The sequence below is a fragment of the Streptomyces griseoflavus genome, assembly GCF_014649995.1.
Taxonomy (GTDB): domain Bacteria; phylum Actinomycetota; class Actinomycetes; order Streptomycetales; family Streptomycetaceae; genus Streptomyces; species Streptomyces griseoflavus.
In genome coordinates, this window is the sequence record NZ_BMUC01000004.1 from 282,825 (window position 1) to 307,209 (window position 24,385).

Sequence of the window (24,385 nt, forward strand, 5' to 3'; positions counted from 1 at the left end):
GATCATAATGCGCGGGTGTCCCTACCTCCCGTGCCGTTGCCCGCCGAGCGCATACCGCCCGGCACCGCCGACTGGCGGACGTCCGACACCCGTCGCTGGCTCGCCGCCGTGCCCGCCCGGTGGGCCCATCCGCTGTGGGCGACCCTGGCGTTGCTCGTCTCCGTCGTGTGGGAACTGGAGGCGGGTCCCGCCGCCGCGTGCACGTCCGCCGACCCGTGCGGCACCGACTGGCCGGGCCTCGGGGTGGCCGTCGTCATGGTGCTGACCCCGTACTGGGTGTGGCGGCAGCCACGGCTCGCGCTCGCCGGGCTCGCGGCCGTCACGGCGGCGCTCGCCGTCGAGGAGGGCTTCGCCACGTTCGGCCGGCCGTCCGCGCTCGCCTTCCTCCTGGCCGTCGCTTTCACCACGGCGGGGATCCTCCACCGGCTGGCCGCCGCCGGACGGCAGCGGTCGCTGGCCCTGGAGGCGGCCGGGCCGGTCGCGCAGCCGCTGCCCCCCGCCGCTCGGACGTTCCGCCGGGGCCGGCTCTCCTTCATCCTGGCCGCGGTTTTGCTGGCCGTCGCCGGGTTCGGTTTCTGGCAGGCCCAGCAGGTCGCCGACGCGTACGAGGAGCGGGCCGCGGGCGCCACGCACCTGTCTGGACGGGTCACGGCCCTGGACCGGGGAGACGAGGACACCGACGTCGTCACGGTGACGGCCGACGGGCGCGCGCACCGCTTCGAGACGGCGTTCCCCGAGGACTTCCCCGTGGGCAGCAGGGTCGACATCGTCGTGGACGGCGACTGGAAGGCCCTCGTCGCGGAGCCGTACGACGTCTTCGGCTGGGAGCTGCTGGTGCTGGGCGGCTCCGTCGTGGGGCTCGCGTTCCTCGTGAACGGCGCGGCCGGGCAGGCGGGTTCGCGCCGGCTGCGGCGCGGGCCGCTGCCGGTCCTGCACGTGCTGGTGCGGGAGGGTCGCGACGACGGCCGCACCTGGGTGTTCGCCGCCGACGACCCGGCGGGCCTCCGGCCGGTCCTGCACTTCCACTCGCTCTCCGCCTTCGAGGACGAGGACGAGCAGGACGACGAGGGGGAGACCGGCCCCGGGCCGGACGACGAGCACGCGTCCGCCGTCGAACTCGGCAGGCTCAGGGACATCCTCCGGGGCGACGGCCCCGAGCCGCCGATGCGGGAGGCCGTCCTGTACGGCGTCCCCTACGCGGGTGCCGAAGTCGCCTTCGTCGCGCGCGACGACGCGGACGACGACGAGGTGATCGTGGAGTGCAGCGTCAACGCGGTGAAGCCGGCGGAACCGGGGTGGAGGAAACCCGGGGCGCAGCGCCGTGGACGCAAGAGCGTGCGGCGGTCCGCCGACGAGGTCGCCGCCGGCATGACGCCGACGACGGGCCCGCGGAGGTGGCGGGCGCACGGCTTCTCGCGGGCGGTGGGGCTGGGGCTGCTGCTGGTGGAGGGCGGCGGCATCTGGGCCATGCTCGACGACGGGCCGTCCTGGACCTGGCTGCTCCTGATCGTGGGTCTGCCGTGGCTGGTGACGGCCGTGGCGACGGCGCTCACCTGGCGGATCACCGCCGACCGGGGTGGGCTGTGGGTGACCGGGGCGTGGCGCGTACGGCGGGTCCCGTGGGACGCCATCACGTCCGTGCGGCTCTCCGAGGACACCCTCCGCGTCGGAGTGGCCAAGGACGGCTCCGTCGATCTCTCCCCCACCGGCTTCGTGTGGCTGGAGCGGCGCCTGGGCCGTGAGCCGGGGGCGGAGCGCGTAGCGGACGAGATGCGGGCGCTGCTGCTCCACCCGGAGCTGCGGCCTCCGGAGGAGGCGCCGCCCGGGCAGCAGGGCATGCCCGTCGGGCCCCCGCTGGCGGCCCTGTCGGTGCTGTGGGGCGCGGCGGTGCTGCTCCTGCTGTGACGGACGGCGGGGCCGTGGGGCGCCACCCGCCCGTCACCGCGAGGACGACCGGGCCCTTCAGACGTCCTGGAGGCGCCGGAAGGGCTGGTCCGCCTCCAGCTCGAACGCCAGCTCCAGCAGCTTGCGTTCGGCACCGGGGCGGCCGGAGAGCATGACGCCGACCGGCAGCCCGTCCGCCGTCGCGTGCGCGGCCGGGACCGAGAGGGACGGGGTGCCGACCACGTTGTTGACCGGGGTGAACGCCACGTAGGCGAGGAGCCGTTGGATCAGCGTGTCGTACTCGACCGTCGGGTCGAGGTGGCCGATCGGCGGGGTGGTGTGGGCCAGCACCGGGGAGAGGATCACGTCGAGGCCCCGGAAGCCCGCCGCGTACGCCTCCCGCGTGCGCTTCAGCCGGCGCACGACGCCCGGCGTGGTTCGCCACCTGCTCACGTACATCTCCCGCAGGCCCCGGCTCAGCCCGTCCATGCGGCGGCGGTCGAAGTCCGCGCCCATCGTCCTGCCGGTCACGCCGATCAGGAACGACAGCAGACCCCAGTACGTCAGGAAGTCCTCGGTGAAGTGCGGGTCGATGGAGAGTTCCACCGGCTCCACGGTGTGGCCGAGCCGTTCCAGGCGCTCGGCCGTCTCCGTGACGGCCGTCCGGGTGTCGGCGTCGACACGGACCCCGTTCGGCGAGTCCACCAGGAGGCCGATGCGCAGGCGGCGGTCCGACGGTCCCTCGACGAGACCGACGGGCGGCAGCTTCGGGTTCCACCAGTGCTCTTCCGCCGCGGCCAGGAACGCCGCGCTGTCGCGCACCGAGCGGCTCACCACGCCGTCGCTGACCAGGTCGATGGGGAGTTGGCGGCCCTGGGCGTTCGCCACCACCCGGCCGCGGGTCGGCTTCAGGCCGACGAGGCCGCAGCAGGCGGCGGGGATGCGGATCGAGCCGCCGCCGTCGTTGGCGTGGGCGATCGGTACCGCGCCGGCGGCGACCAGGGCCGCGCTGCCGCCCGAGGAGCCGCCCGCCGAGTGGTCCGTGTGCCACGGGTTGCGGACCGGCTCGGCCCCCTCGAACTCGGTGGTCGGGCTGAAGCCGAACTCGGGCAGCCGGGTCTTGCCGAGGACGGTGACGCCGGTGCTCAGGAACTGGCGGGTGAACGGTGCGTGCCGCCGGGCCGCGCGGGGCGCGAAGGCGGCGCTGCCGTGCCCCGTGGGCAGCCCCTGGTAGTCGGTGTTGTCCTTGACGAAGGTCGGCACCCCGGCGAGGGCGCCGGCGGGCGCGGAGCCGTGGGCCGGGAGGTCGAGGTGGACCTGGACGGCGTTGAGCCGGTCGTCGGCGGCCCGGACGCGCGCCGACGTGGCACGGGCGGCCTCGGCGGCGCCGACCTCGCCCCGGCGGATCGCCGCGGCGAGTCCGACCGCGTCCAGGTCGCCGAGGGCGTCGTCCCGGAAGACGTGCACCCTCGTCGCCGCCTCGCTTCGTTCCCCGCTCTGTTCCTCGGAAGTCGTCACCGTCGGCTCCGCCCTGCGTGCGTGGATGATGGCCCCGCCATCATTGCTTACCGACGGGTAACACGCGAGGGGGTCGAGCGGACGGGGTGGGAAGGACCACCCGCTCCCCCCGTCCGCACGGGACGTGGACTCCGGCCGGGTCCCGGGTCCCGCCACGGGGCCCCAGCCGGAAGACGGTGCGCGCAACCGCGGGCCGGCGCCTAGAAGTTGATGCTGCCGATCATCCCCGCGATGTTCGTCGTCAGCTCGCTGATGGTCGGGGCGATCGTCGACGAGGCCAGGTAGAAGCCGAGCAGCATGCACACCACGGCGTGCCCTGCCTTCAGGCCCGACTTCTTGATCAGCAGGAAGACGATGATCGCCAGCAGCACCACCGCCGAAATCGAGAGTGCCACGGCGGTTCACCTCCAAGGATCCCAGGGCGCGGGGGGTAGGAATATGGGGGCAGATAAATCCACACAGCAGCCAGCAGGTTCATACCCACTATGCGCTAACGATCATAACTATCCGTACGTGCGCATCGGTCGGCGCACGGCCGCACAAGGGGGCGCATGGCCAATATGGTCATGGCATGACGACCGAGGCTGACTCCTTCCCCCGACGGCACGCCCGTACCCTGCGCTTCACACTCGGCGCGCCGCGCTCGTTCAGCGTGGCGCCCGACGGCTCGCGCGTCGTGTTCCTGCGCTCGGGTTCCGGTACGGACCGGGCCCATTCCCTGTGGGTCCTCGACACGCGGGAGGGCGGGGAGCGCGTGGCCGCCGACCCGCGCGCCCTCCTGGGCGGGGTCTCGGAGAACCTCTCCGCCGAGGAGCGCGCGCGGCGCGAGCGCAGCCGCGAGGGCGGCGCCGGCATCGTGGGCTACGCCACCGACGCGGCCGTCGAGTTGGCGGCTTTCGCCTTGTCAGGGCGGCTCTTCACGGCCGGACTGCGGGACGGGACGGCGCGTGAACTGCCCGCGGCGGGACCGGTGATCGACCCCCGGCCCTCCCCCGACGGGCGGCACGTCGCCTACGTCGCCCAGGGGGCCCTGCGGGTGACCGGGGCCGAGGGGGCGGACGACCGCGCGCTCGCGACCCCCGATGCGGAGCAGGTCACCTACGGCCTGGCGGAGTTCGTCGCGGCCGAGGAGATGGGGCGTTCGCGGGGCTTCTGGTGGGCTCCGGAGTCGGACCGGCTGCTGGTGGCGCGCGTGGACGACACGCCGGTACAGCGGTGGTGGATCTCCGACCCCGCCCGTCCGGAGCGTGAGCCGCACCCCGTGCGCTACCCGGCGGCGGGCACCCCGAACGCGGACGTGCGGCTGTTCGTGATCGGCCTCGACGGGGCCCGCACGGAGGTCTCCTGGGACCGTGCCCGGTATCCCTATCTGGCGCATGTGCACTGGTCAGCCGCGGGAGCCCCGCTGCTGCTCGTACAGGCGCGCGACCAGCGCGGGCAGCTCGTCCTGGCCGTGGACCCGGACTCCGGGGCGACCCGGATGGTGCACGCCGACGAAGATCCAACTTGGCTGGAACTTTTCCCCGGCGTGCCCTGCTGGAGCCCTTCCGGGCAGCTGGTGCGGATCGCGGACGAGGGGGGCGCACGACGCCTCGCCGTGGGTGAACGACCGCTCACCGGCAGCCAGTTGCATGTCCGGGCCGTGCTGGACGTGTCCGACGACGACGTGCTGGTCTCGGCGTCGGCGGGCGAGGACGCAGCCGTCCCGGAGACCGGCGAGGTGCACGTCTACCGGGTGAACGAACTCGGCGTGGAGCGCGTCTCCCGGGAGCCCGGCGTCCACTCCGCCGTGCGCGCCGGAGGCGTCACCGTGCTCGTCTCCGCCGTCCCGGACCGGCCAGGTTCCCGGGCCGTCGTCCTGCGTGACGGGAAACCGACGGCGACCGTCCCCTCGTACGCCGAAGACCCCGGTATGTCCCCCCGTCTGACCCTGACCCAGGGGGGCGCACGGCGTATCCCGTGCGCCGTGCTTATGCCTCGTGACTACGCCGGTGACACCCTTCTCCCGGTGCTCATGGACCCCTATGGTGGTCCGCACGGCCAGCGGGTGGTGGCCGCCCACAACCCGCACCTGACCTCCCAGTGGTTCGCCGACCAGGGCTTCGCCGTGATCGTCGCGGACGGCCGCGGCACGCCGGGCCGCTCCCCCGCCTGGGAGAAGTCCGTCAGGGACGACATCGCGGCGGTCGTCGTGGAGGACCAGGTCGACGCGCTGCACGCGCTCGCCGGTGACTTCCCGCTCGACCTCGACCGGGTCGCGATCCGCGGCTGGTCCTTCGGCGGCTACCTCGCCGCCCTCGCCGCGCTGCGCCGCCCCGACGTCTTCCACGCGGCCGTGGTGGGCGCCCCGGTCACCGACCTCCGCCTCTACGACACGCACTACCAGGAACGCTACGTCGGCCTCCCCGACGAGCAGCCGGACGTCTACCGACGCAACTCGGTGATCGACGACGCCGGCCTGGTCGACGCCGCCGAACCGCACCGGCCGATGATGGTCATCCACGGGCTGGCCGACGACAACGTGGTGGTCGCGCACTCGCTGCGGCTGTCCTCGGCGCTGCTCGCGGCCGGCCGGCCCCACGAGGTGCTCCCCCTGTCCGGCGTCACGCACATGACCCCGCAGGAGGAGGTCGCCGAGAACCTGCTCCGCCTCCAGCTCGACTTCCTCAGGCGCTCCCTGGGCCTGACAAACGATGACGAACCGCGTTAACAGCGGGGCAACTTCACGGAAGCCGTCCCGATATACGGACACGGGAAGCTGAACGACGTGCGGCCGTGCGGGTGCCGTGAGCGGGCCGGGGTGCAGCCATGTCACCCCGGCCCGTCGCCGTCGCCCTCCGCCGGCACCACATGCTTCTCCTCCGCGAAGTGGCAGGCCGAGTCGTGCGCCGCCGGACCGCCCGCCGCCTCGAACCAGGCGGGCACCGCGAGCGCCGGCACCTCCAGCGCGCAGCGCTCCTGCGCCTTCCAGCAGCGGGTGCGGAAGCGGCAGCCGGAGGGGATGTTCGTCGGGGACGGCACGTCCCCGCTGAGGATGATCCGCTCCCGGTGCTCCCTGGCCTCCGGGTCCGGCACGGGCACGGCGGAGAGCAGTGCCTGCGTGTAGGGGTGGGTGGGATGCTCGTAGATCTCCGTGTCCGTGCCCGTCTCCACGATCCGCCCCAGGTACATCACCCCGACCCGGTTTGAGATGTGCCGGACGATCGACAGGTCGTGCGCGATGAAGACGTAGGCGAGGTCGAACTCGCTCTGCAGCCGGTCCATCAGGTTGATGACCTGCGCCTGCACCGAGACGTCCAGCGCGGAGACCGGCTCGTCGGCGACGATCACCTCCGGCCGCAGCGCCAGCCCGCGCGCGATGCCGATGCGCTGGCGCTGGCCGCCGGAGAACTGGTGCGGATAGCGGTTGATGTACTCGGGGTTGAGGCCGACCACGTCCAGCAGCTCACGCACCCTGCGGCGCCGGTCGCCCTTGGGCGCCACCTCGGGATGGATGTCGTAGGGCTCCCCGATGATGTCGCCCACCGTCATACGGGGGTTGAGGGAGGTGTACGGGTCCTGGAACACCATCTGGATGTTGCGGCGCACGGCCTTGAGGGCCTTGCCCGACAGACGGGTGATGTCCTCGCCCTTGTAGCGGATCGAACCGGCCGTCGGACGCTCCAGGTTGACCAGCATCTTGGCGACCGTCGACTTGCCGCAGCCGGACTCGCCGACGATGCCCAGCGTCTCGCCCCGCCCCAGGCGGAAGTCCACGCCGTCGACCGCGCGCACGGCGCCGACCTGCTTGCGGAAGACGATGCCCCGCGTCAGCGGGTAGTGCTTGACCAGGCCGCTGACCTCCAGGATCGGCTCAGCCATCCAGGCACTCCCTCCAGAAGTGGCAGGCACTCCCCCGCGTCGACGACACCTCGTACAGCGGCGGCTCGTCGGTGCGGCAGACGTCCCGGGCCAGGGGGCAGCGGGGGTGGAAGGCGCAGCCCGGCGGGATGTTCATGAGGTTGGGCGGCAGCCCCTTGATGGCGTACAGCTCCTGGCCCTTCTGGTCCAGGCGCGGGATCGACTCCAGCAGACCCCGCGTGTAGGGGTGGGCCGGGGCCTTGTAGATGTCGTGGACCGGCGCCGACTCCACGATCCGGCCCGCGTACATCACGGCGATGCGGTCGGCGACGTCGGCCACCACGCCCAGGTCGTGGGTGATGAGGATCAGCCCCATGCGGTACTCCCGCTGGAGCTCCGCGAGCAGTTCCATGACCTGGGCCTGGACGGTGACGTCGAGGGCGGTGGTCGGTTCGTCGGCGATGATCAGGGCGGGCTCCAGGGCCAGCGCCATCGCGATCATGATGCGCTGGCGCATGCCGCCGGAGAACTGGTGCGGGTACTGCCTGACCCGCTCCCGGGCGGCGGGGATGCGCACCCGGTCCATCAGCTCGATCGCCTTGGCGCGGGCGTCCTTGCGGGACATCCCCCGGTGCACGGTGAACATCTCACCGAGCTGGTCGCCGACGCTGAGCACGGGGTTCAGGGACGACAGCGCGTCCTGGAAGATCATCGCCATCTCGGCGCCCCGGACCCGCCGGCGTTCGTCCTCCTTGAGCTTCAGCAGGTCGCGCCCCTGGAAGACGACCTCGCCGCCGGTGATCCGGCCGGGCGGGACGTCGAGGATGCCCATGACGGCCTGCGCGGTCACCGACTTGCCGGAGCCGGACTCGCCGAGCACGGCCAGGGTCTCCCCAGCGTCCACGCCGTAGCTGACCCCGTTGACGGCCCTGGCGACCCCGTCACGGGTGTGGAACTCCACGTGCAGGTCCCGCACTTCGAGCAGCACGGCGGTTCACCTCAGCTTCGGGTCGAGGGCGTCGCGCACCGCGTCGCCGAGCATGATGAACGCCAGGACGGTGATCGCGAGGGCCCCGGAGGGCCACAGCAGCGCGTGCGGGGCGTTGCGGATGTACGGGGAGGCGGCGGAGATGTCGATGCCCCAGGAGACGCTGGGCGGCTTCAGGCCGACGCCGAGGTAGGACAGGGTGGCCTCCAGGGCGATGTAGGTGCCCAGCGCGATGGTCGCCACGACGATGACCGGGGCGATGGCGTTGGGCGCGATGTGCCGCAGCACCAGGCGCGAGTTGGAGGCGCCGAGCGCCCGCGCCGCCTGCACGTAGTCGTTCTGCTTGGCGGTGATGACGGAACCGCGGGCGATGCGCGACAGCTGCGGCCAGCCCAGCAGCACGATGAACCCGATGACCGGCCAGACGGTGTTGCTGGTGATGACCGACAGCAGCACCAGTCCGCCGAGGACGACCGGGATGGCGAAGAACACGTCGGTGATCCGGGACAGGACCGAGTCCCCGACACCGCCGAAGAACCCGGCGAGGGCACCGAGGACGCTGCCGAGGACGGCGACGCCGAGGGTGGCGAGGACGCCGACCGCCACGGACGTGCGGGCCCCGTAGACGGTGCGGGTGTAGACGTCGCAGCCCTGGCCGTCGAAGCCGAAGGGGTGCCCGGACTGGGAGCCCTGCTGCGCCTTGGACAGGTCGCACTTGAGGGGGCTGCCGGAGGTGATCGCCGAGGGCCACAGGGAGATGAAGACCAGGAAGAGGATCACCAGCGCCGAGATGATGAAGACGGGGTTGCGGCGCAGGTCGCGCCACGCGTCGGACCACAGTGAGCGCGGCTTGCCCTCGGGTCCGGGGCCGCCCGCGCCGTCCGGCCGCTGCTCCAGGGTCTCCGCCTCGTCGACGCCGAGGTCCATGGTGCCGCCCATCGAGGTGCCCGCGATGGCCTGCTCGGGTTCGTGGCGTCCGTCAGGCATAGCGGATCCTCGGGTCGAGTACGGCGTACAGGAGGTCGACGATCAGGTTGGCGACCAGGAACACCAGCACCAGCACGGTGACGAAGCCGACGACGGTCTGCGTGTTCTGCCGGAGGATGCCCTGGTAGAGCTGGTAGCCGACGCCGTGGATGTTGAAGATCCGCTCCGTGACGATGGCGCCGCCCATGAGGAAGCCGATGTCGGCCCCGATGAAGGTGACCACCGGGATGAGGGAGTTGCGCAGCAGGTGCCTCACGACGACCCGGTGCCGGGGCAGGCCCTTGGCGACGGCGGTGCGGACGTAGTCGGAGCGGCGGTTCTCGGCGATGGAGGTGCGGGTCAGCCGCGTGACGTAGGCGAGGGAGACGGAGGCCAGCACCAGGCCGGGCAGGATCAGTTCGTCGAAGGGCGCCTCGGAGGAGACCGAGGGGCGGATCCAGCCCCACTTCACGCCGAGCAGCAGCTGGAGCAGCAGACCGGTGACGAAGGTGGGCACGGAGATGACGACGAGGGTGAGCAGCAGCACGCCCGTGTCGACGGGGCGGCCCCGGCGCAGTCCGGTGACCACGCCGAGGGTGACGCCGATGACGATCTCGAAGAGGATCGCGATGAGGGTGAGCCGGATGGTGACGGGGAACGCCGTCGCCATCAGCTCGGTGACCTCCTGGCCGTTGAAGGCCGTGCCGAAGTCGCCGGTGAAGACGTTCCCCATGTAGGTCAGGTACTGCTGCCAGACGGGCTTGTCGAGGCCGAACTCCTGCTCCAGCCGGGCGGCGGTCGCCGGGTCGCACTGGCGCTCCCCGCAGAGGCCGGCGATGGGGTCGCCCATCACGTTGACCATGAGGAAGATCAGCAGGGTGGCCCCGATGAACACCGGGATCATCTGGAGCAGCCGCCGGACGACATAGCGTCCCATGGCCGGTCAGCTCACCTTGATCTGGTTGTACACGGGGACGCTGAAGGGGTTGAGTTCGACGCCGGAGAGCCGGTCGGACCAGCCGGCGCTGCCGTTCTGGTACCACAGCGGAATGGCGGCCATGTTGTCGCGGACGACCCCCTCGGCCTGCTGGAACAGGTCGATGGCCTTGGCGGTGTCGGTCTCCTGGTTGGCCCGGTTGACGAGGTCGTCGAACTGCTGGTTGGACCACTTGCCGTCGTTGGAGGAGGCTCCGGTGTAGTAGAGCGGCTGGAGGAAGTTCTGGATGAGCGGGTAGTCCATCTGCCAGCCGGCCCGGAACGGGCCCGTCATCTTCTGGTCGGTGATCTCGTTGCGGAAGTCGGCGAAGGTGCCGACCGGGTTGGCGGTGCAGGCGCGCTCGTCGTCCAGCGCGTTGTTGATGGAGTTGCAGACGGCGTTGACCCACTCGCGGTGGGAGCCCGTGTCGGCGTTGAAGGTGATCGTCACCTTGCCGCCGGGCAGGCCGCCGCCCTCCTCGATGAGCTTCTTGGCCTCGCCGGGGTTGTACTCGCAGGCGTCCCCGCACAGGCCGGCCTGGTAGCCGCCGTCCTCGCCGAGGACGGGCGAGGTCCAGTCGGTGGCGGGGGTGCGGGTCTTCTGGAAGATCGTGTCGGTGATCTGCTTCCGGTCGATCGCCATGGACAGGCCCGTGCGGACCTTCTCCGAGCCCGCCTTGTTCCAGTTCTCGTCGTAGAAGGGGAAGGCGAGGGTCTGGATGATGCCGGCGGGGGTGTTGAGGTAGCGGTCGCCCAGGTCGTTCCCCACGTTCTTCAGCTGGGCGGCGGGGACGTCGTCGACCAGGTCGAGGTTGCCGGCGATCAGGTCGGTGTAGGCGGTGTTGTTGTCGGTGTAGACCTTGAGGTCCACGCCGCCGTTCTGCGCCTTGTCGTCACCGGGGTAGTCGTCCCACTTGCGCAGGGCCATCTGTGAGCCGCGCGTGTAGGAGTCGACCAGGTAGGGGCCGTTGCCGACGGGCTTCTTCACCCAGGCGTCGTGGTCGTCGAAGAAGGCCTGGGGCAGCGGGGCGAACGCCGCGTAGCCGAGGGTGTCGGGGAAGGTGGAGAACTTCTGGGTGAGCTTCACGGTGAAGGTGCGGTCGCCGGTGACCTTCAGACCGGACATGGTGTCGGCGGTCTGGTCGCCCTCCTCCGGGTGGACCTGGTCGTAGCCCTCGATGTAGCCGAAGAAGTACGCGTTGCGCTGGTTGTTCCTCAGACTGGCGCCGTAGTTCCAGGCGTCGACGAAGGACCGGGCGGTGACCTTCTCCCCGTTGCTGAAGGTCCAGCCGTCCTTGACGGTGATGGTGAAGTTCTGCGAGTCGGAGGTCTCGATCTTCTCGGCGAGCATGTCCTGGGCCTCGCCGGTCTTCGGGTCGTACCGCTTCAGTCCGCGGAAGATCATGTCGAGGACCTTGCCGCCCTGCACCTCGTTGGTGTTCGACGGCTCCAGCGGGTTCTGCGGATCGCCCCAGGAGGCGCTCAGCACGGCTCCCGAGTCGCTCCCGCCGCCGTCCCCGCCGCCTCCGCAGCCCGCCGCGGCGAGGGCGACCGCCATCGCGCAAGCGGCCCATCCGGCGTGCATGGCTCCGCGCATGGGGTGCCTCCTCGTACGTGCGCCGATCCTTTACGCCAATATCGGGGCACACGGGGCATCACGCACACGCAGGGCACCTGTCCGGGGGGCACTCCCCCGTCCGCGCGTACGGCTCCGGGACGAACGACGGCTGCCGCCCGCCCCTCGACGGGGCGGGCGGCAGCCGTGGCGTACGACGAGGTGTCAGTCCTTGCCGGCCGACTCCTCCAGGGCCTTCAGGGCCGGGTCGAGGACGACGTCCTCGCTGCGGGCCTCCGTGGTCGGCTCCTCCGGGAAGTGGCAGGCCGTCAGGTGGCCGTCACGGTTGCCGGAGATCTGCACCAGCGGCGGCTCGTCCGTCGCGCACTTGTCCTGCGCCTTCCAGCACCGGGTGCGGAAGCGGCAGCCGGACGGCGGCATGATCGGCGAGGGGACGTCACCGTAGAGGCGGATGCGCTCGCGGTTCTCCGTCTCGTCGTCCATCGCCACCTCGGGCACGGCCGACAGCAGGGCGTGGGTGTACGGGTGGCGGGGACGGTTGTAGATGGAGTCCCGGTCGCCGACCTCGACCACCTTGCCGAGGTACATCACGGCCACGCGCTGCGAGAAGTGCCGGACGACCGCGAGGTCGTGGGCGATGAACAGGAAGGCGATGCCCAGCTCGTCCTGGACCTTCTGCAGCAGGTTGACGACCTGCGCCTGGATGGAGACGTCCAGGGCGGAGACCGGCTCGTCCGCGACGATCAGCTTCGGGCTGAGCGCCAGGGCGCGGGCGACGCCGATGCGCTGGCGCTGACCGCCGGAGAACTCGTGCGGGAAGCGGTTGTAGTGCTCGGGGTTGAGGCCGACGAGCTCGAGCAGCTCGCGCACCTTCTTCTCCCGGCCGCCCGCGGGGTCGATCCCGTTGACCTCCATCGGCGACTTGATGATGGTGCCGACGGTCTGGCGCGGGTTCAGCGACGAGTACGGGTCCTGGAAGATCATCTGGATCTCGGACCGGACCGGCGCCAGCTGCCTGCGCTTGGCGTGCGTGATGTCCTGGCCCGCGTACTCGATCCTGCCGCCGGTCGGCTCCAGCAGCCGGGTGATGAGCCGGCCGGTGGTCGACTTGCCGCAGCCCGACTCACCCACCAGTCCGACGCTCTCGCCGACGCCGACGGTCAGGTCGACGTTGTCGACGGCCTGGACGGCGCCGACCTTCCGCTTGATCGGAAAGCCGCCGTAGATCGGGAAGTGCTTGGTCAGGCCCTCCACCTTCAGCAGCGTCTCGGTGGACGCGCCGGTGGAGCCCTGCTGTGCGGGGAGGGTGAGGTTGTCGCTCATGTCTCGGATCTCTCCCTAGCGCAGCCGGGGCTGGATCGTGTCGATGAATATGGACTGCTTCTGCTCCGCCGTCAGGTGGCAGGCAGCGTCCCGGCCCTCGCCGAGCGGCGGGCGCTCGGTGCTGCACCGGTCCCCCGGCACCTCGCCGGTGAAGGCGCAGCGCGGGTGGAAGGGGCAGCCGGAGGGCGGGTTCAGCAGGCTGGGCGGGGATCCGGGGATCGGGTTGAGGGCCTGCGAGACGTCGGCGCCCAGACGCGGCATCGAGCTGAGCAGACCCCAGGTGTAGGGATGCTTCGGCTGACGCAGCACCTCGCGGACGGTGCCGCGCTCCACGGCCCGGCCCGAGTACATCACCAGCAGGTCGTCGGCCATGTCGGAGATGACGCCGAGGTCGTGGGTGATGAAGATGATGCCCGTGCCGAACTCCTGCTGGAGTTCCTTCAGCAGGTCGAGGATCTGCGCCTGCACCGTCACGTCCAGGGCGGTGGTCGGCTCGTCCGCGATCAGCAGGTCGGGGTCGCAGACCAGCGCCATGGCGATCATGGCGCGCTGGCGCATACCGCCGGAGAACTGGTGCGGGTAGTCGTCCACCCGGGACTGGGGCTGCGGGATGCCGACCTTGGTCAGCATCTCGATCGCCCGGGCCCGCGCCTCCTTCTTGGAGGCACCCGTGTGCTTCATGTACGGCTCGGCGATCTGCCGGCCCACCGTGTAGTACGGCGAGAGCGCCGTCAGCGGGTCCTGGAAGATCATCGCGACCTTGTTGCCGCGGAGCTTCTCCAGCTCCTTCTCGGGGGCGGTGACCAGGTCCCGCCCCTCGAGGAGGATCTCGCCCTCGACGGTGGTGCTCTTGGGGTTGTGCAGACCGAGGACGGTCAGGTTGGTCACCGACTTGCCGGAGCCCGACTCGCCGACGATCCCGAGGGTCTTGCCGCGCTCGACATCGAAGGACAGTCCGTCGACCGCCTTGACGATGCCGTCCTCGGTGGAGAACCGCACCCGCAGGTCGCGGACCGAGAGGAAGGAGTCCGGCCCGGTCGGGGCCTTCTCGCCTTCGGTCTTGGTCAGTGTGGTCACGGTCATTCTCCTAGCTGAGCCGCACGCGCGGGTCGATGTACGCGTAGACGAGGTCCACGAGGATGTTCAGGAGCAGGATGAAGAACGCCCCGAACAGCATGACGCCCATGGTCACCGGCAGGTCCTTCGTCAGCGACGAATCCACCGCGAGACGGCCGATGCCGGCCAGGTCGAACGTGAACTCCGTGACCACCGCGCCGGACAGCAGCGCGCTGAGGTCGATACCCAGGATAGTGACGATCGGGATGAGCGAACCGCGCCAGGCGTAGCGGAAGAAGACGTAGCTCTGCTTCATGCCCTTGGCGCGGGCGGTGCGGACGTGCTCCTCCTGGAGCTGCTCGATCATGGTCGAGCGCGACATACGGGTGTACTGGGCGGTGAAGATGGTCGCCATCACCGCCCACGGGATCAGCATGCCGGCGGCCCAGGTGAGCGGGTTCTCCGTGAAGGGGTGGTACTTGGGGTTGTCCAGCCAGCCCGACTGGTAGACGACGATGCCGAGGACGATCGGGCCGAGGAAGTAGATCTGGAACGAGCTCAGCACGATGGACGCGCCGCTGACCACCCGGTCGGCGACCGTGCCGCGCTTCCACGCGGCCAGCAGGCCGGAGCCGAGGCCGACGATGAGGAAGATCACCAGACCGCCGACGGTCAGCGAGAGCGTCAGCGGGAAGCGGTCCATGATCGAGTCCCAGACGAACTCACCGGTGCTGAAGGACTGCCCGAGGCAGGGTGCGGCACAGTGACCGGTCGCGAAGTCCCGCCCTGCGACGATGCCCGTCATGAACTCCCAGAACTGGGTCGTGATGGGCTTGTCAAGACCGAGGTTCTCCCGGATCACGGCGAGGTTCTCGGGCGAGCAGTTCTTGCCGCAGGACAGCGCAGCGAAGTCCTGAGGAACCGTATAGAACAGGAAGAACGTGAAGGCGCCGATCAGGAACATGATGACGACGGCGCCGATCAGCCTGCGGATGAGGAACTGAAGCATGGCGGGTGGATGCTCTCTTCGAAACGCGGCGGCAGGGAGGGGGTACCGTCCGCGGGGGTGCGCTCCGCCTGGCGCACACCCCCGCGGTCAGCCGAGCTGACGGGTTACGGCTGCTTCAGGTACAGGTCGTTGATGTTGATGTAGCTCGACTCCGTGCTGTACTTGGCGCCACCGATGTTCGAACCGTAGAGCTGGATCTGCTTCGAGTAGTAGACCGGAGCAGCCGGGTTGATCTCCTCCACCAGACGGTGGTGAGCCTGCTCCCACGTCTTGGCGGCCTCCTCCGGCTCCTGGACGAGGGCCTTCTTGATCAGCTCGTTCACCTGCGGGTCGTTGACGTGCGAGTAGTTGGACGCGCCGTCGGCGACCAGCTCACCGTCGTAGACCGGGGTGATGACCGTGGACGGGGAGGACCAGTCCTGGCCCCAGCCGGTCATGTAGATGTCGTACGGGTTGTTCAGCTTGCCGATCTGCTCGTAGAAGCTGGCCCGGTCGATCTCCTTGGCCTGGACGTCGAAGCCGATCTTCTCGAGCGCGTCCTTGATGATGACCTGCTGCGCCTGGCCACGCGGGGTGTTGGAGTAGGCGTAGGAGATCTTGGTGCCCTCCTTGAAGCCCGCCTCCTTCAGCAGCTCCTTGGCCTTCTCCGGGTCACCGTTGGGCTTCTTCAGCTTGCCGAACGGGTCGTACTCGGGGTCGTAGTTCGGCAGGGTCGGGGCGAGCAGACCGCCGGCGACCTCACCGCCGTAGCGGCCACCGTCCGCCTGAACCATGGACTGGTTCGGGATCGCGTAGGTGATCGCGTCACGGATCTTCTTGTCCTTGACGCGGTCGAGGTTGAAGGTCAGCTGCCACACGTAGGGCTGGTAGCCCTGGACGGTGCGCTTCTTGGCGTTCGCGTCACCGATGACCGTGGACATCTGCGCCGGGTCCACCGAGTCGGTGAACTGGATGGCGTTCTTCGCCTCGCCCTGGTCGGCGATCAGACGCTTGGTCTGGCTGGCCTGGTCGATGGTGGAGCTGAAGTTGTAGCCGTCGACGTACTGGTGACGCACCGAGTCCGTCTTGGCGTCCCACTGGTCGTTCTTGACCAGCTTCATCGACTTGCCCGGCTTGTACTCGGCGATCTTGTAGGGGCCGAGCGCCTTCGGGGCGTCGTCGTACTTCTCCTTCGTGTCGGCCTTCGCCGGGACGATGGAGTAGCCCGCCATGGCGAGGGCCTGCGGGAGGTCCGGACGCGGCTTGTCGAACTTGAAGACGACCGTCTTGTCGTCCGGGGTCTCCAGGACGGTGTCCGGGAGGTGCTTGCCCTTGTAGGGGCCGTCCGGCAGCGCCTTGCGGTAGTCGTTGCCCGAGAGCCAGGACTGGACGAACGTCGGGCCGTCGAAGATGACCTTCGAGTACAGGCGCTCGATGGTGTGGCGGACGTCGGCGGACGTGATGGCGTTGCCGTCCTGGTCCTTGACGCCGTCCTTGAGCTTGTACGTCCAGACCTTGCCGCCGTCGGAGGACTGGCCGGAGTCGGTGGCGATGTCACCGACGACGGTCAGGTTGCCCTTCTCGTCCTCCTGGTAGTTGGTCAGACCGCGGTGGATCAGGTTGGAGAACTGACCCGCGTCGGAGACGTAGATCTGACCCGGGTCCATGTGGGTCAGGTCCGACTGCATGTAGACGTTGATGAAACCACCGGGCTTCGCGCCGGCGATCTCCTCGGCCGGACCGTTGGAGGCGGCGGCGTCACCGTAGGCGACAGGGTCCTGCTGCTCGGCGGCGTCCTTCTGGTTCTTCGCGTCGTCCTTGCCCTTGCTGCCACCACCGTTGTCGCTGGAGCAGCCGGTCAGCGCCAGCGAGCCGGCCACGATGGCGACGGCGATGGCACGCGCGGTACGCGTTCTGATGGGCTTCATGATGCCGATGCACCTACCTGTCATTAGTTGTCCACGAGTGCTGCCTAGCGGTCCGGTAGCCCGGCACGGGGGCGGCAGCTCCCCCACCACCAATGGACGATTACCGTCCGGTCTTGGGGTCGAATGCGTCCCGGACGGAGTCTCCGAGAAGGTTGAAGGAGAGAACGAACACCACCAGCGCCACGCCCGGGAAGAACATGAACATCGGGTCCTGCTCGTACACGTCGGCGCCGATGGCGAACATCCGGCCCCAGTCGGGGGTCGGCTCGACGAAGCCGACGCCGATGTACGAGAGGAAGGCGATGGAGAGGATCGTTCCCGGGAGGATGTAGGTGGCCTGCACCAGGATCGGGGTGACGATGTTCGGCAGGATCTCCTTGCGCACGATGCGCCACGGAGAAGCGCCGGACACCTTGGCCGCCTCCACGAACTCCCGCTCGGCGAGCGAGAGCACGGAGCTTCGCACGAGGCGCGCCAGGCCCATCCAGCCGAGGAACCACATCACCAGGGTGATCGCCACGGCCCGCAGGAAGGTGGGGGTTTCGTCCTGCGGGTCGACGAACATGGCGACCACGACCGGCATGAAGGCGATGAAGAAGAGCTGCTGCGGGAAGGCCAGGAAGAAGTCGGTGACCCGTCCGAGCCAGTAGTCGACCCGGCCGCCGAAGTAGCCCATCACCATGCCGATGAGCACGCCGGTGATCACGCAGAGCGTCGTGACGACCACGGCCATGTAGAGCGAGGTCCGCATGCCGTACAGCAGCATCGTGAACACGTCACGGCCCAGCTTCGGCTCCACACCGAACCAGAACTCGCCCGACATGCCGCCGAAGGATCCGGTCGGCATGGCGAAGTCGTCCAGGAGGAAGGGGTAGTCCGGCTCCTGGGCGTACAGCGTGTAGGGGTTCTTGCCGTACAGCTTCGCGATGAGCGGAGCCGCGGCGGAGACGACGAAGAAGAAAATCACTACGCACGCGGAGACGACCCCGGTACGGTCGCGCTTGAAGCGCTGCCACATCAACTGGCCGGGGGAACGACCCTCGGGCTGCTTCTCGCCCTTCACGACCGCGTTCTCGGCGGTCGCTGCGAGCTCAGGGTCCAAGACAGCCGCGGACCCGGAGTCCTCGGCCTTGATTGGACTGGTCATCGTGTTCGTCCCCCGGGGGGTTGGAGAGTTGAGCGCAGCACAGATACCGGCAGGTTCTGTGGTTTGGGGGAACTTTCGCCAAGACGGTCAACGCGCGTCAAGGGCGGAAGACATAGGGATCTCCCTACCGTCCATATTTTGAGCAAAAATTGCAAAGATTGACACCTGCGCGCGCTTGACATGAAGAATCGGAAATCGACATTCCGGACATACAGGTGCACCATTTTGTTTACATGTCCGAAACGTGTTTCTGTGCACTCCGATATCCGAACGGGTCTTCCCGCTTCCCGGGAGCAACAGCCCGCGCGCCCGCTCGCGACGGCGGACCCTGTCGCGCACCCGTACCATGGGGTGAGGCCGAGGCGTGTACAGCCCGGCAGGGCCCGCACACCACAGACGCCCGTGCGGGGCATTCCTCAGCACTCCGGGAGTACGCCTTTTATGGCTCCGTCCGCAACACGTCACGACATCCGCAACGTCGCCATCGTCGCTCACGTCGACCACGGTAAGACCACCATCGTCGACGGCATGCTCAAGCAGGCCGGCGCCTTCGCCGCCCACCAGCTCGACCAGGTCGACGAGCGCATGATGGACTCGAACGACCTGGAGCGTGAGAAGGGCATCACGATCCTCGCCAAGAACACGGCGGTGAAGTACCACCCCAAGGACGGCGGGGAGCCCATCACGATCAACATCATCGACACCCCCGGCCACGCCGACTTCGGCGGCGAGGTCGAGCGCGGCCTGTCGATGGTCGACGGCGTGGTGCTGCTGGTGGACTCCTCCGAGGGCCCGCTGCCGCAGACCCGCTTCGTGCTGCGCAAGGCGCTCCAGCAGCGGCTGCCGATCATCCTGTGCATCAACAAGACGGACCGTCCGGACGCCCGCATCGACGAGGTCGTCAACGAGACCTACGACCTCTTCCTCGACCTGGACGCCGACGAGGAGCAGATCGAGTTCCCGATCGTCTACGCCTGCGGCCGCGACGGCGTCGCCTCGCTGACCAAGCCGCAGGACGGCACGGTCCCGACCGACTCCACCAGCCTGGAGCCGTTCTTCTCGACGATCCTGGACTACATCCCGGCTCCCACGTACGACGAGGAAGCCCCGCTCCAGGCCCACGTCACCAACCTCGACGCCGACAACTTCCTCGGCCGCATCGCCCTGCTCCGCGTCCACCAGGGCGAGCTGAAGAAGGGCCAGACGGTCGCCTGGATGAAGCGCGACGGCACCGTCACCAACGTGCGCATCTCCGAGCTGATGATGACCGAGGCGCTCACCCGCAAGCCCGCCGAGAAGGCCGGCCCCGGTGACATCTGCGCCGTCGCCGGCATCCCGGACATCATGATCGGCGAGACGCTGGCCGACCCGGAGAACCCGGTCGCGCTGCCGCTGATCACGGTGGACGAGCCGGCGATCTCCATGACCATCGGCACCAACACCTCCCCGCTGGTCGGCCGCGGCGGCACCGGCAAGGGCGCGAACAACAAGGCAGCCGTCAAGGACCGCAAGGTCACCGCCCGCCAGGTCAAGGACCGCCTGGACCGCGAGCTGATCGGCAACGTCTCGCTCCGCGTCCTGGACACCGACCGCCCCGACGCCTGGGAGGTGCAGGGCCGCGGCGAGCTGGCGCTGGCCATCCTGGTCGAGCAGATGCGCCGTGAGGGCTTCGAGCTCACGATCGGCAAGCCGCAGGTGGTCACCAAGCTCGTCGACGGCAAGGTCCACGAGCCGGTCGAGCGCATGACCATCGACGTCCCCGAGGAGCACATGGGCGCGGTCACGCAGCTCATGGGCGTCCGCAAGGGCCGCATGGACAACATGTCCAACCACGGCTCCGGCTGGGTGCGCATGGAGTTCGTGGTGCCCTCCCGCGGTCTGATCGGCTTCCGCACGGAATTCCTGACCCAGACCCGCGGCACGGGCATCGGCCACTCCATCCACGAGGGCCACGAGCCCTGGTTCGGCACGCTCACGACCCGTAACAACGGCTCCCTGGTCGCCGACCGCGCCGGCGCGGTCACCGCTTTCGCGATGACCAACCTCCAGGAGCGCGGCGTGCTGTTCACCGACCCCGGCACCGAGGTGTACGAGGGCATGATCGTCGGCGAGAACTCGCGCTCCGACGACATGGACGTGAACATCACCAAGGAGAAGAAGCTCACCAACATGCGGTCGTCCTCGGCCGACTCGTTCGAGGCGATCGTCCCGCCGCGCAAGCTGTCGCTGGAGCAGTCCCTGGAGTTCTGCCGCGACGACGAGTGCGTGGAGGTCACCCCGGAGGCCATCCGCATCCGCAAGGTGAACCTGGACGCCCGCGAGCGCGCCCGCGCCACGAGCCGCGCCAAGCACGCCTGACCCCGGCACGCACGCCTGCGGAAGCGGCCCACCCCCGAGCGGGGTGGGCCGCTTCCGTACGTACCCGAGGCGTCAGTCCCCGGCCGACGGCCCGGAGCCCGTGGCGCCCGGCGAGCCCGACGGGCCCCGCGCGGACTTCCTTAGGAATCCCATGTCCTCGAAGACCGGCGTACGCAGGCCGAAGGCGCCGGCGTTGGCCAGGTTCTCGCGGGCCGCGGTGAGCTCGGGGCGCTGGAAGAGGGGGATCGAGCCGGCCGCCGCCCAGATGCGGGAGTCGGCCTTGCGGATCAAGGCGGCGCGCTCGGCGTCGTCGAGGGTGGCGATCGCCTGGTCGAAGAGCTGGTCGACCTGGTCGGTGCCGACGCGGGTCCAGTTCTGCTCGACGTTCAGGGAGCCGTCGGCGGCCGGGACCGGCTTGGAGTAGACGGGGCGGGCGTCGGTGGCGGGGAAGGCGGTCGCGGGCCACGAGTACAGGGCGAGGTCGTACTCGCCGGACGCGATGTGGTCCTTGAAGTAGCTGTCGTCGTCGACCTTGGAGACGTCGGTGCGGATGCCGATCCTCTCCAGCATCGCCGAGATCCGGCCCGCCACGGCGGCCAGCGTGTCCGAGCCGGGCCCCGAGGGCAGGACGAAGCGGAGGATGAGCGCCTTGCCGTTCTTGGCGACGGGCGCGTTGTCGGCGCGGGCGGGGGCCGCGGTGCCCCGGGGGGCGTAGGCGCCGGGAGCACTGCCCTGGTTGAGCTGCTTGGCACCGGTGCCGGAGTCGCGAGGGGCCTTGTTGTCGCTGTTGTCGCCGTTGTCGCTGTTGTCGACGTTACTGCCGTTGCTGCCCTTGTCGCCCTTGTCCCCGTCGCCCTCGCCGTCGTCCTGGCCGACGATGTACGTGCCGTCGTCGCCGCCCTCGGAGTCGCTCCCGGCGTCCTCGTCGCCGCCGGAACCCTCGTCGTTCTCGGAGCCCGCCGCCTTCTCCGCGTCCTTCTTCTCCTCCTTGACCGGGCCCCCCCGCACCCAGCCGGCGTCCGCGAGCAGCGCCCGGGCCTCCTTGGCGTCCTGCTCGCCGAGGGCACCGCTGCCGTCGGCGTAGGCGGCCTGGCCGGCCAGCGCCAGGTGGCTGCCGACGGGCTCGGCGGGCAGGCCCAGCGGCTTCAGGACGGACTCGGCGATGGCACCCCGGTCCAGGGCGCGGGCCACGGCCCGGCGGACCCGCTCGTCGGCCAGGGGGCCGTCGGCGCCGTTGAGGGCGAGCTGGGTGTAGGCGGGTTCCAGTGACTTGCGCACCTCGAAGCCCGCGAGGGCCTTCTGCTGACGCGCGTACTTCTCGGCCTTCTTGCGGAGCTTCGCGCGGGCGGCGACCTCCTCGTCGGCGGCGTCCTCGTCGGAGCCGTTGGCGACCGCCCAGGACCGCAGGGCGTCGGCGGCGGAGCGGTCCGCGCCGGGGCCCATGAGAGGGGTGGCCCCGCTCTCCGTGCTCTCCCCGCGGGCCGGCGCGGCGGCGCTGACGCGGCCGGCCGCCGTGGCGTCGATCTCGGCCAGGTCGAGGGTGCCGGCGCTGAGCGCGGAGATCCGCTTGGCGCGGGGCACCGAGCGCAGCACGATCGTGGAGAGCTTCGCCGGGTCGCCCCACCACCGCGCGTCACGGACGAGGGTGACCTCGTCCTCCTCGGTGTCGATCTTCTTCACCGTGAAGGGGCCGGCGGTGACCTTCAGCTTCTTGCGCGCCCCGTCGTTGAAGGAGTCCGGGGTGCCCATGACCTCCTTGGGGTACAGCGGGGTGAACAGCGACTTCCAGTCGGCGTAGGGACGGTCGAAGGTGACCTTGACCTCCAGGTTGTTCCTGCCCCGCTCGATCTTCTGGATGCGGTCGTAGCCGGCGTTGCGGGCGGTCCAGTAGGCGGTGTCCTTGCCGGACAGGGCGCGCCACTGGGCGGCGAAGTCGGCGGCGCCGATCTCGCGGCCGTCGCTCCACACGGCCTGCTGGTTGAGCTTGTAGAGGACCACCTGTTTGGGCTCGGTGTCGACGACCTCGGCCGATTCCAGGTAGTCGGGGTTGCGCACCGCCCGGCCCTTGCCGTCCGTCCGGTACAGGGAGGGCAGCACGGCCTGGGCGATCCGGGAGGTGGTGGAGTCGGCGTCCGCCTGGAAGGTGTTCAGGGTGGCCGGGACGGTGTCCACGGCCCAGCGCAGGGTGCCCCCGTCCGCGATCGTCGCCCGGTCGGCGCGCCCGATGTCCGCGCCGGCGAGCGGCTCGCCCGCGGGGTCGCCTTCGGAGCCGCATCCGGCCAGCGCGGGTACCGCGAGGATGCCGGCGGTGAGGAGGGCGACCGAGCGCAGAGCCGCGCGCGGGCCGACGCCGTCGTGGGACATCTCTGAGTACCTCCGGGAAGCCGCGGGCGTTACGATCACTTTTGGTGGTATTTGGATCTCATCCGATGTATGCGGCCCACTGAAGAGGAAAGGGTTCTGCAACGCAGGGCGACACGACGGCCATGAGTGACAAGCCCACCCGTGCGGCGCAACGCACCGGACGATGCACCCGTACGCCTCGGCCAATCGATGCACATCCCTTCACAGCGCAAGGTGTGACGCGCGACACTCGCAGGCGCATGAGCGTTGCCGCCTTGGGCCCGAAGGACCCGTGGAAGTGAGGGCAAGTCATGTCCGTGCACGATGAACTGACATCCGTCCAGCGCTGCCTCGACGACCTGATCCGGTCGGTGGGGCGCCTGGAGAAGCAGATGGGCAGCGGCGGCCTGGAGATGCGCCGCGTCCGGTCCGACACCGATCACCTGCGCGAGAGCATCGCGCTGCTGCGGGAGACGGCGGTCACCGCCGCGGCCCCCCAGAAGCGGCACGACCTCGTCACCATCTCCGACACGCCCTACGACCCCTCGCTGTGGGTGGACACGGACGACGAAGGGCTCGGCGCCCGCGGCCGACACGCCCCCTGACCACCGCCGATCGCGGCACCCTGACCCCTACCGGAGTGGACCAGTGGCCACTGGCACGGAACCTCCCGCCACCGAACCCCATCCCCGAACCGGCGGCGTGCGCACCGGCACACGCGCCGCGATCGCCGCCCCGCACCTGCGGACCGACCGCTGGTGGCTGGCCCCCGCCGCCACCGCGGCCGGGCTGCTCGCCTTCGTCGTCTACTCGACCTGGCGGGCCCTGGCCAACGCCGACTACTACGCGGCCCCCTACGTCTCGCCGTTCTACTCGCCGTGCCTGGCGGAGAACTGCGAGCCGATGAAGGCCGGACCGAACTGGGAGCTCTTCGGGAGCTGGTGGGGCATCTCACCGGCGGTCATCATCCTGATCTTCCCGCTCGGCTTCCGCCTGACCTGCTACTACTACCGCAAGGCCTACTACCGGGGCTTCTGGGCGTCCCCCCCGGCCTGCGCCGTCGCCGAGCCGCACGCCACGTACACCGGGGAGACCCGCTTCCCGCTGATCCTCCAGAACATCCACCGGTACTTCTTCTACGCGGCCCTGCTGGTCGCCGGCGTCCTGACCTACGACACCGTGCTCGCCTTCCGGGACGAGAACTACGACTGGGGCCACATGGGGCTCGGCACCCTGGTGTTCCTGGTCAACATCGCCCTCATCTGGGCGTACACCATCTCCTGCCACTCCTGCCGGCACATCGTCGGCGGGAAGCTGAAGCACTTCTCCAAGCACCCGGTGCGCTACCGGATGTGGCAGTGGGTGGGCCGGCTGAACGCCCGGCACATGCAGCTCGCCTGGGCGTCGCTGGTGAGCGTGGCGGTCGCCGACCTCTACGTGTACCTCGTCGCGACCGGTGTCTTCGACGATCCGCGCTTCTTCTAGCTGGGGGCCT

18 protein-coding genes are annotated in these 24,385 nt (G+C 69.9%); 5 read left to right on the forward strand and 13 right to left on the reverse strand.

Going from position 1 to position 24,385, the window contains the following annotated elements; genetic code table 11:
• Positions 1-15: 15 nt before the first annotated feature.
• Positions 16-1,905 carry a hypothetical protein gene (locus IE172_RS12235; protein ID WP_229885960.1) on the forward strand — a complete coding sequence of 630 codons (1,890 nt, stop codon included), beginning with the start codon at positions 16-18 and terminating at the stop codon, positions 1,903-1,905.
• A 57-nt stretch (positions 1,906-1,962) separates the two neighbouring features.
• On the opposite strand, the gene IE172_RS12240 is transcribed toward IE172_RS12235, so the two are convergent.
• Both IE172_RS12240 and IE172_RS12245 read right to left on the reverse strand, forming a co-directional pair.
• Positions 1,963-3,402 (reverse strand): amidase, encoded by a 1,440-nt coding sequence (locus IE172_RS12240; protein ID WP_190097195.1) that lies wholly within the window; start codon positions 3,400-3,402, stop codon positions 1,963-1,965.
• 200 nt (positions 3,403-3,602) lie between these two features.
• On the reverse strand, positions 3,603-3,797 hold the full coding sequence (locus IE172_RS12245) for a hypothetical protein (RefSeq protein ID WP_030860044.1): 195 nt from the start codon (positions 3,795-3,797) through the stop codon (positions 3,603-3,605).
• A 176-nt stretch (positions 3,798-3,973) separates the two neighbouring features.
• Between IE172_RS12245 and IE172_RS12250 the strand changes: the two genes are divergently transcribed.
• The gene (locus IE172_RS12250) at positions 3,974-6,112 is read left to right on the forward strand and encodes a S9 family peptidase (protein ID WP_190097196.1); all 2,139 of its coding nucleotides are present in this window, start codon (positions 3,974-3,976) and stop codon (positions 6,110-6,112) included.
• Positions 6,113-6,213: 101 nt separating this feature from the next.
• On the opposite strand, the gene IE172_RS12255 is transcribed toward IE172_RS12250, so the two are convergent.
• The 10 genes from IE172_RS12255 to IE172_RS12300 form a co-directional block, all read right to left on the reverse strand.
• Positions 6,214-7,263 (reverse strand): ABC transporter ATP-binding protein, encoded by a 1,050-nt coding sequence (locus IE172_RS12255; protein ID WP_190097197.1) that lies wholly within the window; start codon positions 7,261-7,263, stop codon positions 6,214-6,216.
• Complete coding sequence (locus IE172_RS12260) at positions 7,256-8,230, reverse strand: ABC transporter ATP-binding protein (RefSeq protein ID WP_190097198.1); 975 nt, start codon at positions 8,228-8,230, stop codon at positions 7,256-7,258. Before IE172_RS12260 ends, IE172_RS12255 begins: the two co-directional genes overlap by 8 nt.
• 6 nt (positions 8,231-8,236) lie before the next feature.
• On the reverse strand, positions 8,237-9,217 hold the full coding sequence (locus IE172_RS12265; protein WP_190097199.1) for an ABC transporter permease: 981 nt from the start codon (positions 9,215-9,217) through the stop codon (positions 8,237-8,239).
• Positions 9,210-10,133: an ABC transporter permease gene (locus IE172_RS12270; protein WP_190097200.1), complete on the reverse strand. Its 924-nt coding sequence runs from the start codon at positions 10,131-10,133 to the stop codon at positions 9,210-9,212. Before IE172_RS12270 ends, IE172_RS12265 begins: the two co-directional genes overlap by 8 nt.
• A gap of 6 nt (positions 10,134-10,139) precedes the next feature.
• On the reverse strand, positions 10,140-11,768 hold the full coding sequence (locus IE172_RS12275) for a peptide ABC transporter substrate-binding protein (protein WP_190097201.1): 1,629 nt from the start codon (positions 11,766-11,768) through the stop codon (positions 10,140-10,142).
• Positions 11,769-11,951: 183 nt separating this feature from the next.
• Positions 11,952-13,070 carry an ABC transporter ATP-binding protein gene (locus IE172_RS12280; RefSeq protein ID WP_190097202.1) on the reverse strand — a complete coding sequence of 373 codons (1,119 nt, stop codon included), beginning with the start codon at positions 13,068-13,070 and terminating at the stop codon, positions 11,952-11,954.
• A 15-nt stretch (positions 13,071-13,085) separates the two neighbouring features.
• The gene (locus IE172_RS12285; protein WP_190097203.1) at positions 13,086-14,147 is read right to left on the reverse strand and encodes an ABC transporter ATP-binding protein; all 1,062 of its coding nucleotides are present in this window, start codon (positions 14,145-14,147) and stop codon (positions 13,086-13,088) included.
• Positions 14,148-14,157: 10 nt separating this feature from the next.
• Positions 14,158-15,135 (reverse strand): ABC transporter permease, encoded by a 978-nt coding sequence (locus IE172_RS12290; RefSeq protein WP_190097204.1) that lies wholly within the window; start codon positions 15,133-15,135, stop codon positions 14,158-14,160.
• Between the two features lie 104 nt (positions 15,136-15,239).
• Positions 15,240-17,042: an ABC transporter substrate-binding protein gene (locus IE172_RS12295; protein WP_190097205.1), complete on the reverse strand. Its 1,803-nt coding sequence runs from the start codon at positions 17,040-17,042 to the stop codon at positions 15,240-15,242.
• 100 nt (positions 17,043-17,142) lie between these two features.
• Complete coding sequence (locus tag IE172_RS12300) at positions 17,143-18,189, reverse strand: ABC transporter permease (RefSeq protein ID WP_190097206.1); 1,047 nt, start codon at positions 18,187-18,189, stop codon at positions 17,143-17,145.
• A gap of 441 nt (positions 18,190-18,630) precedes the next feature.
• On the opposite strand from IE172_RS12300, the gene typA reads away from it, so the two are divergent.
• Positions 18,631-20,547 (forward strand): translational GTPase TypA, encoded by a 1,917-nt coding sequence (gene typA / locus IE172_RS12305; RefSeq protein ID WP_190097207.1) that lies wholly within the window; start codon positions 18,631-18,633, stop codon positions 20,545-20,547.
• Positions 20,548-20,619: 72 nt separating this feature from the next.
• Here typA and IE172_RS12310 read toward each other — a convergent pair whose 3' ends face one another.
• Entirely contained in the window at positions 20,620-22,911 is a 2,292-nt protein-coding gene (locus IE172_RS12310) for an ABC transporter family substrate-binding protein (RefSeq protein ID WP_190097208.1), read from the reverse strand.
• A gap of 290 nt (positions 22,912-23,201) precedes the next feature.
• Here IE172_RS12310 and IE172_RS12315 point away from each other — a divergent pair, with 290 nt between their 5' ends.
• Positions 23,202-23,495 carry an Rv0250c family protein gene (locus tag IE172_RS12315; RefSeq protein WP_190097209.1) on the forward strand — a complete coding sequence of 98 codons (294 nt, stop codon included), beginning with the start codon at positions 23,202-23,204 and terminating at the stop codon, positions 23,493-23,495.
• 43 nt (positions 23,496-23,538) lie between these two features.
• Positions 23,539-24,375: a succinate dehydrogenase subunit SdhC gene (gene sdhC / locus IE172_RS12320; protein WP_190097210.1), complete on the forward strand. Its 837-nt coding sequence runs from the start codon at positions 23,539-23,541 to the stop codon at positions 24,373-24,375.
• The last annotated feature ends 10 nt before the right edge of the window (positions 24,376-24,385 follow it).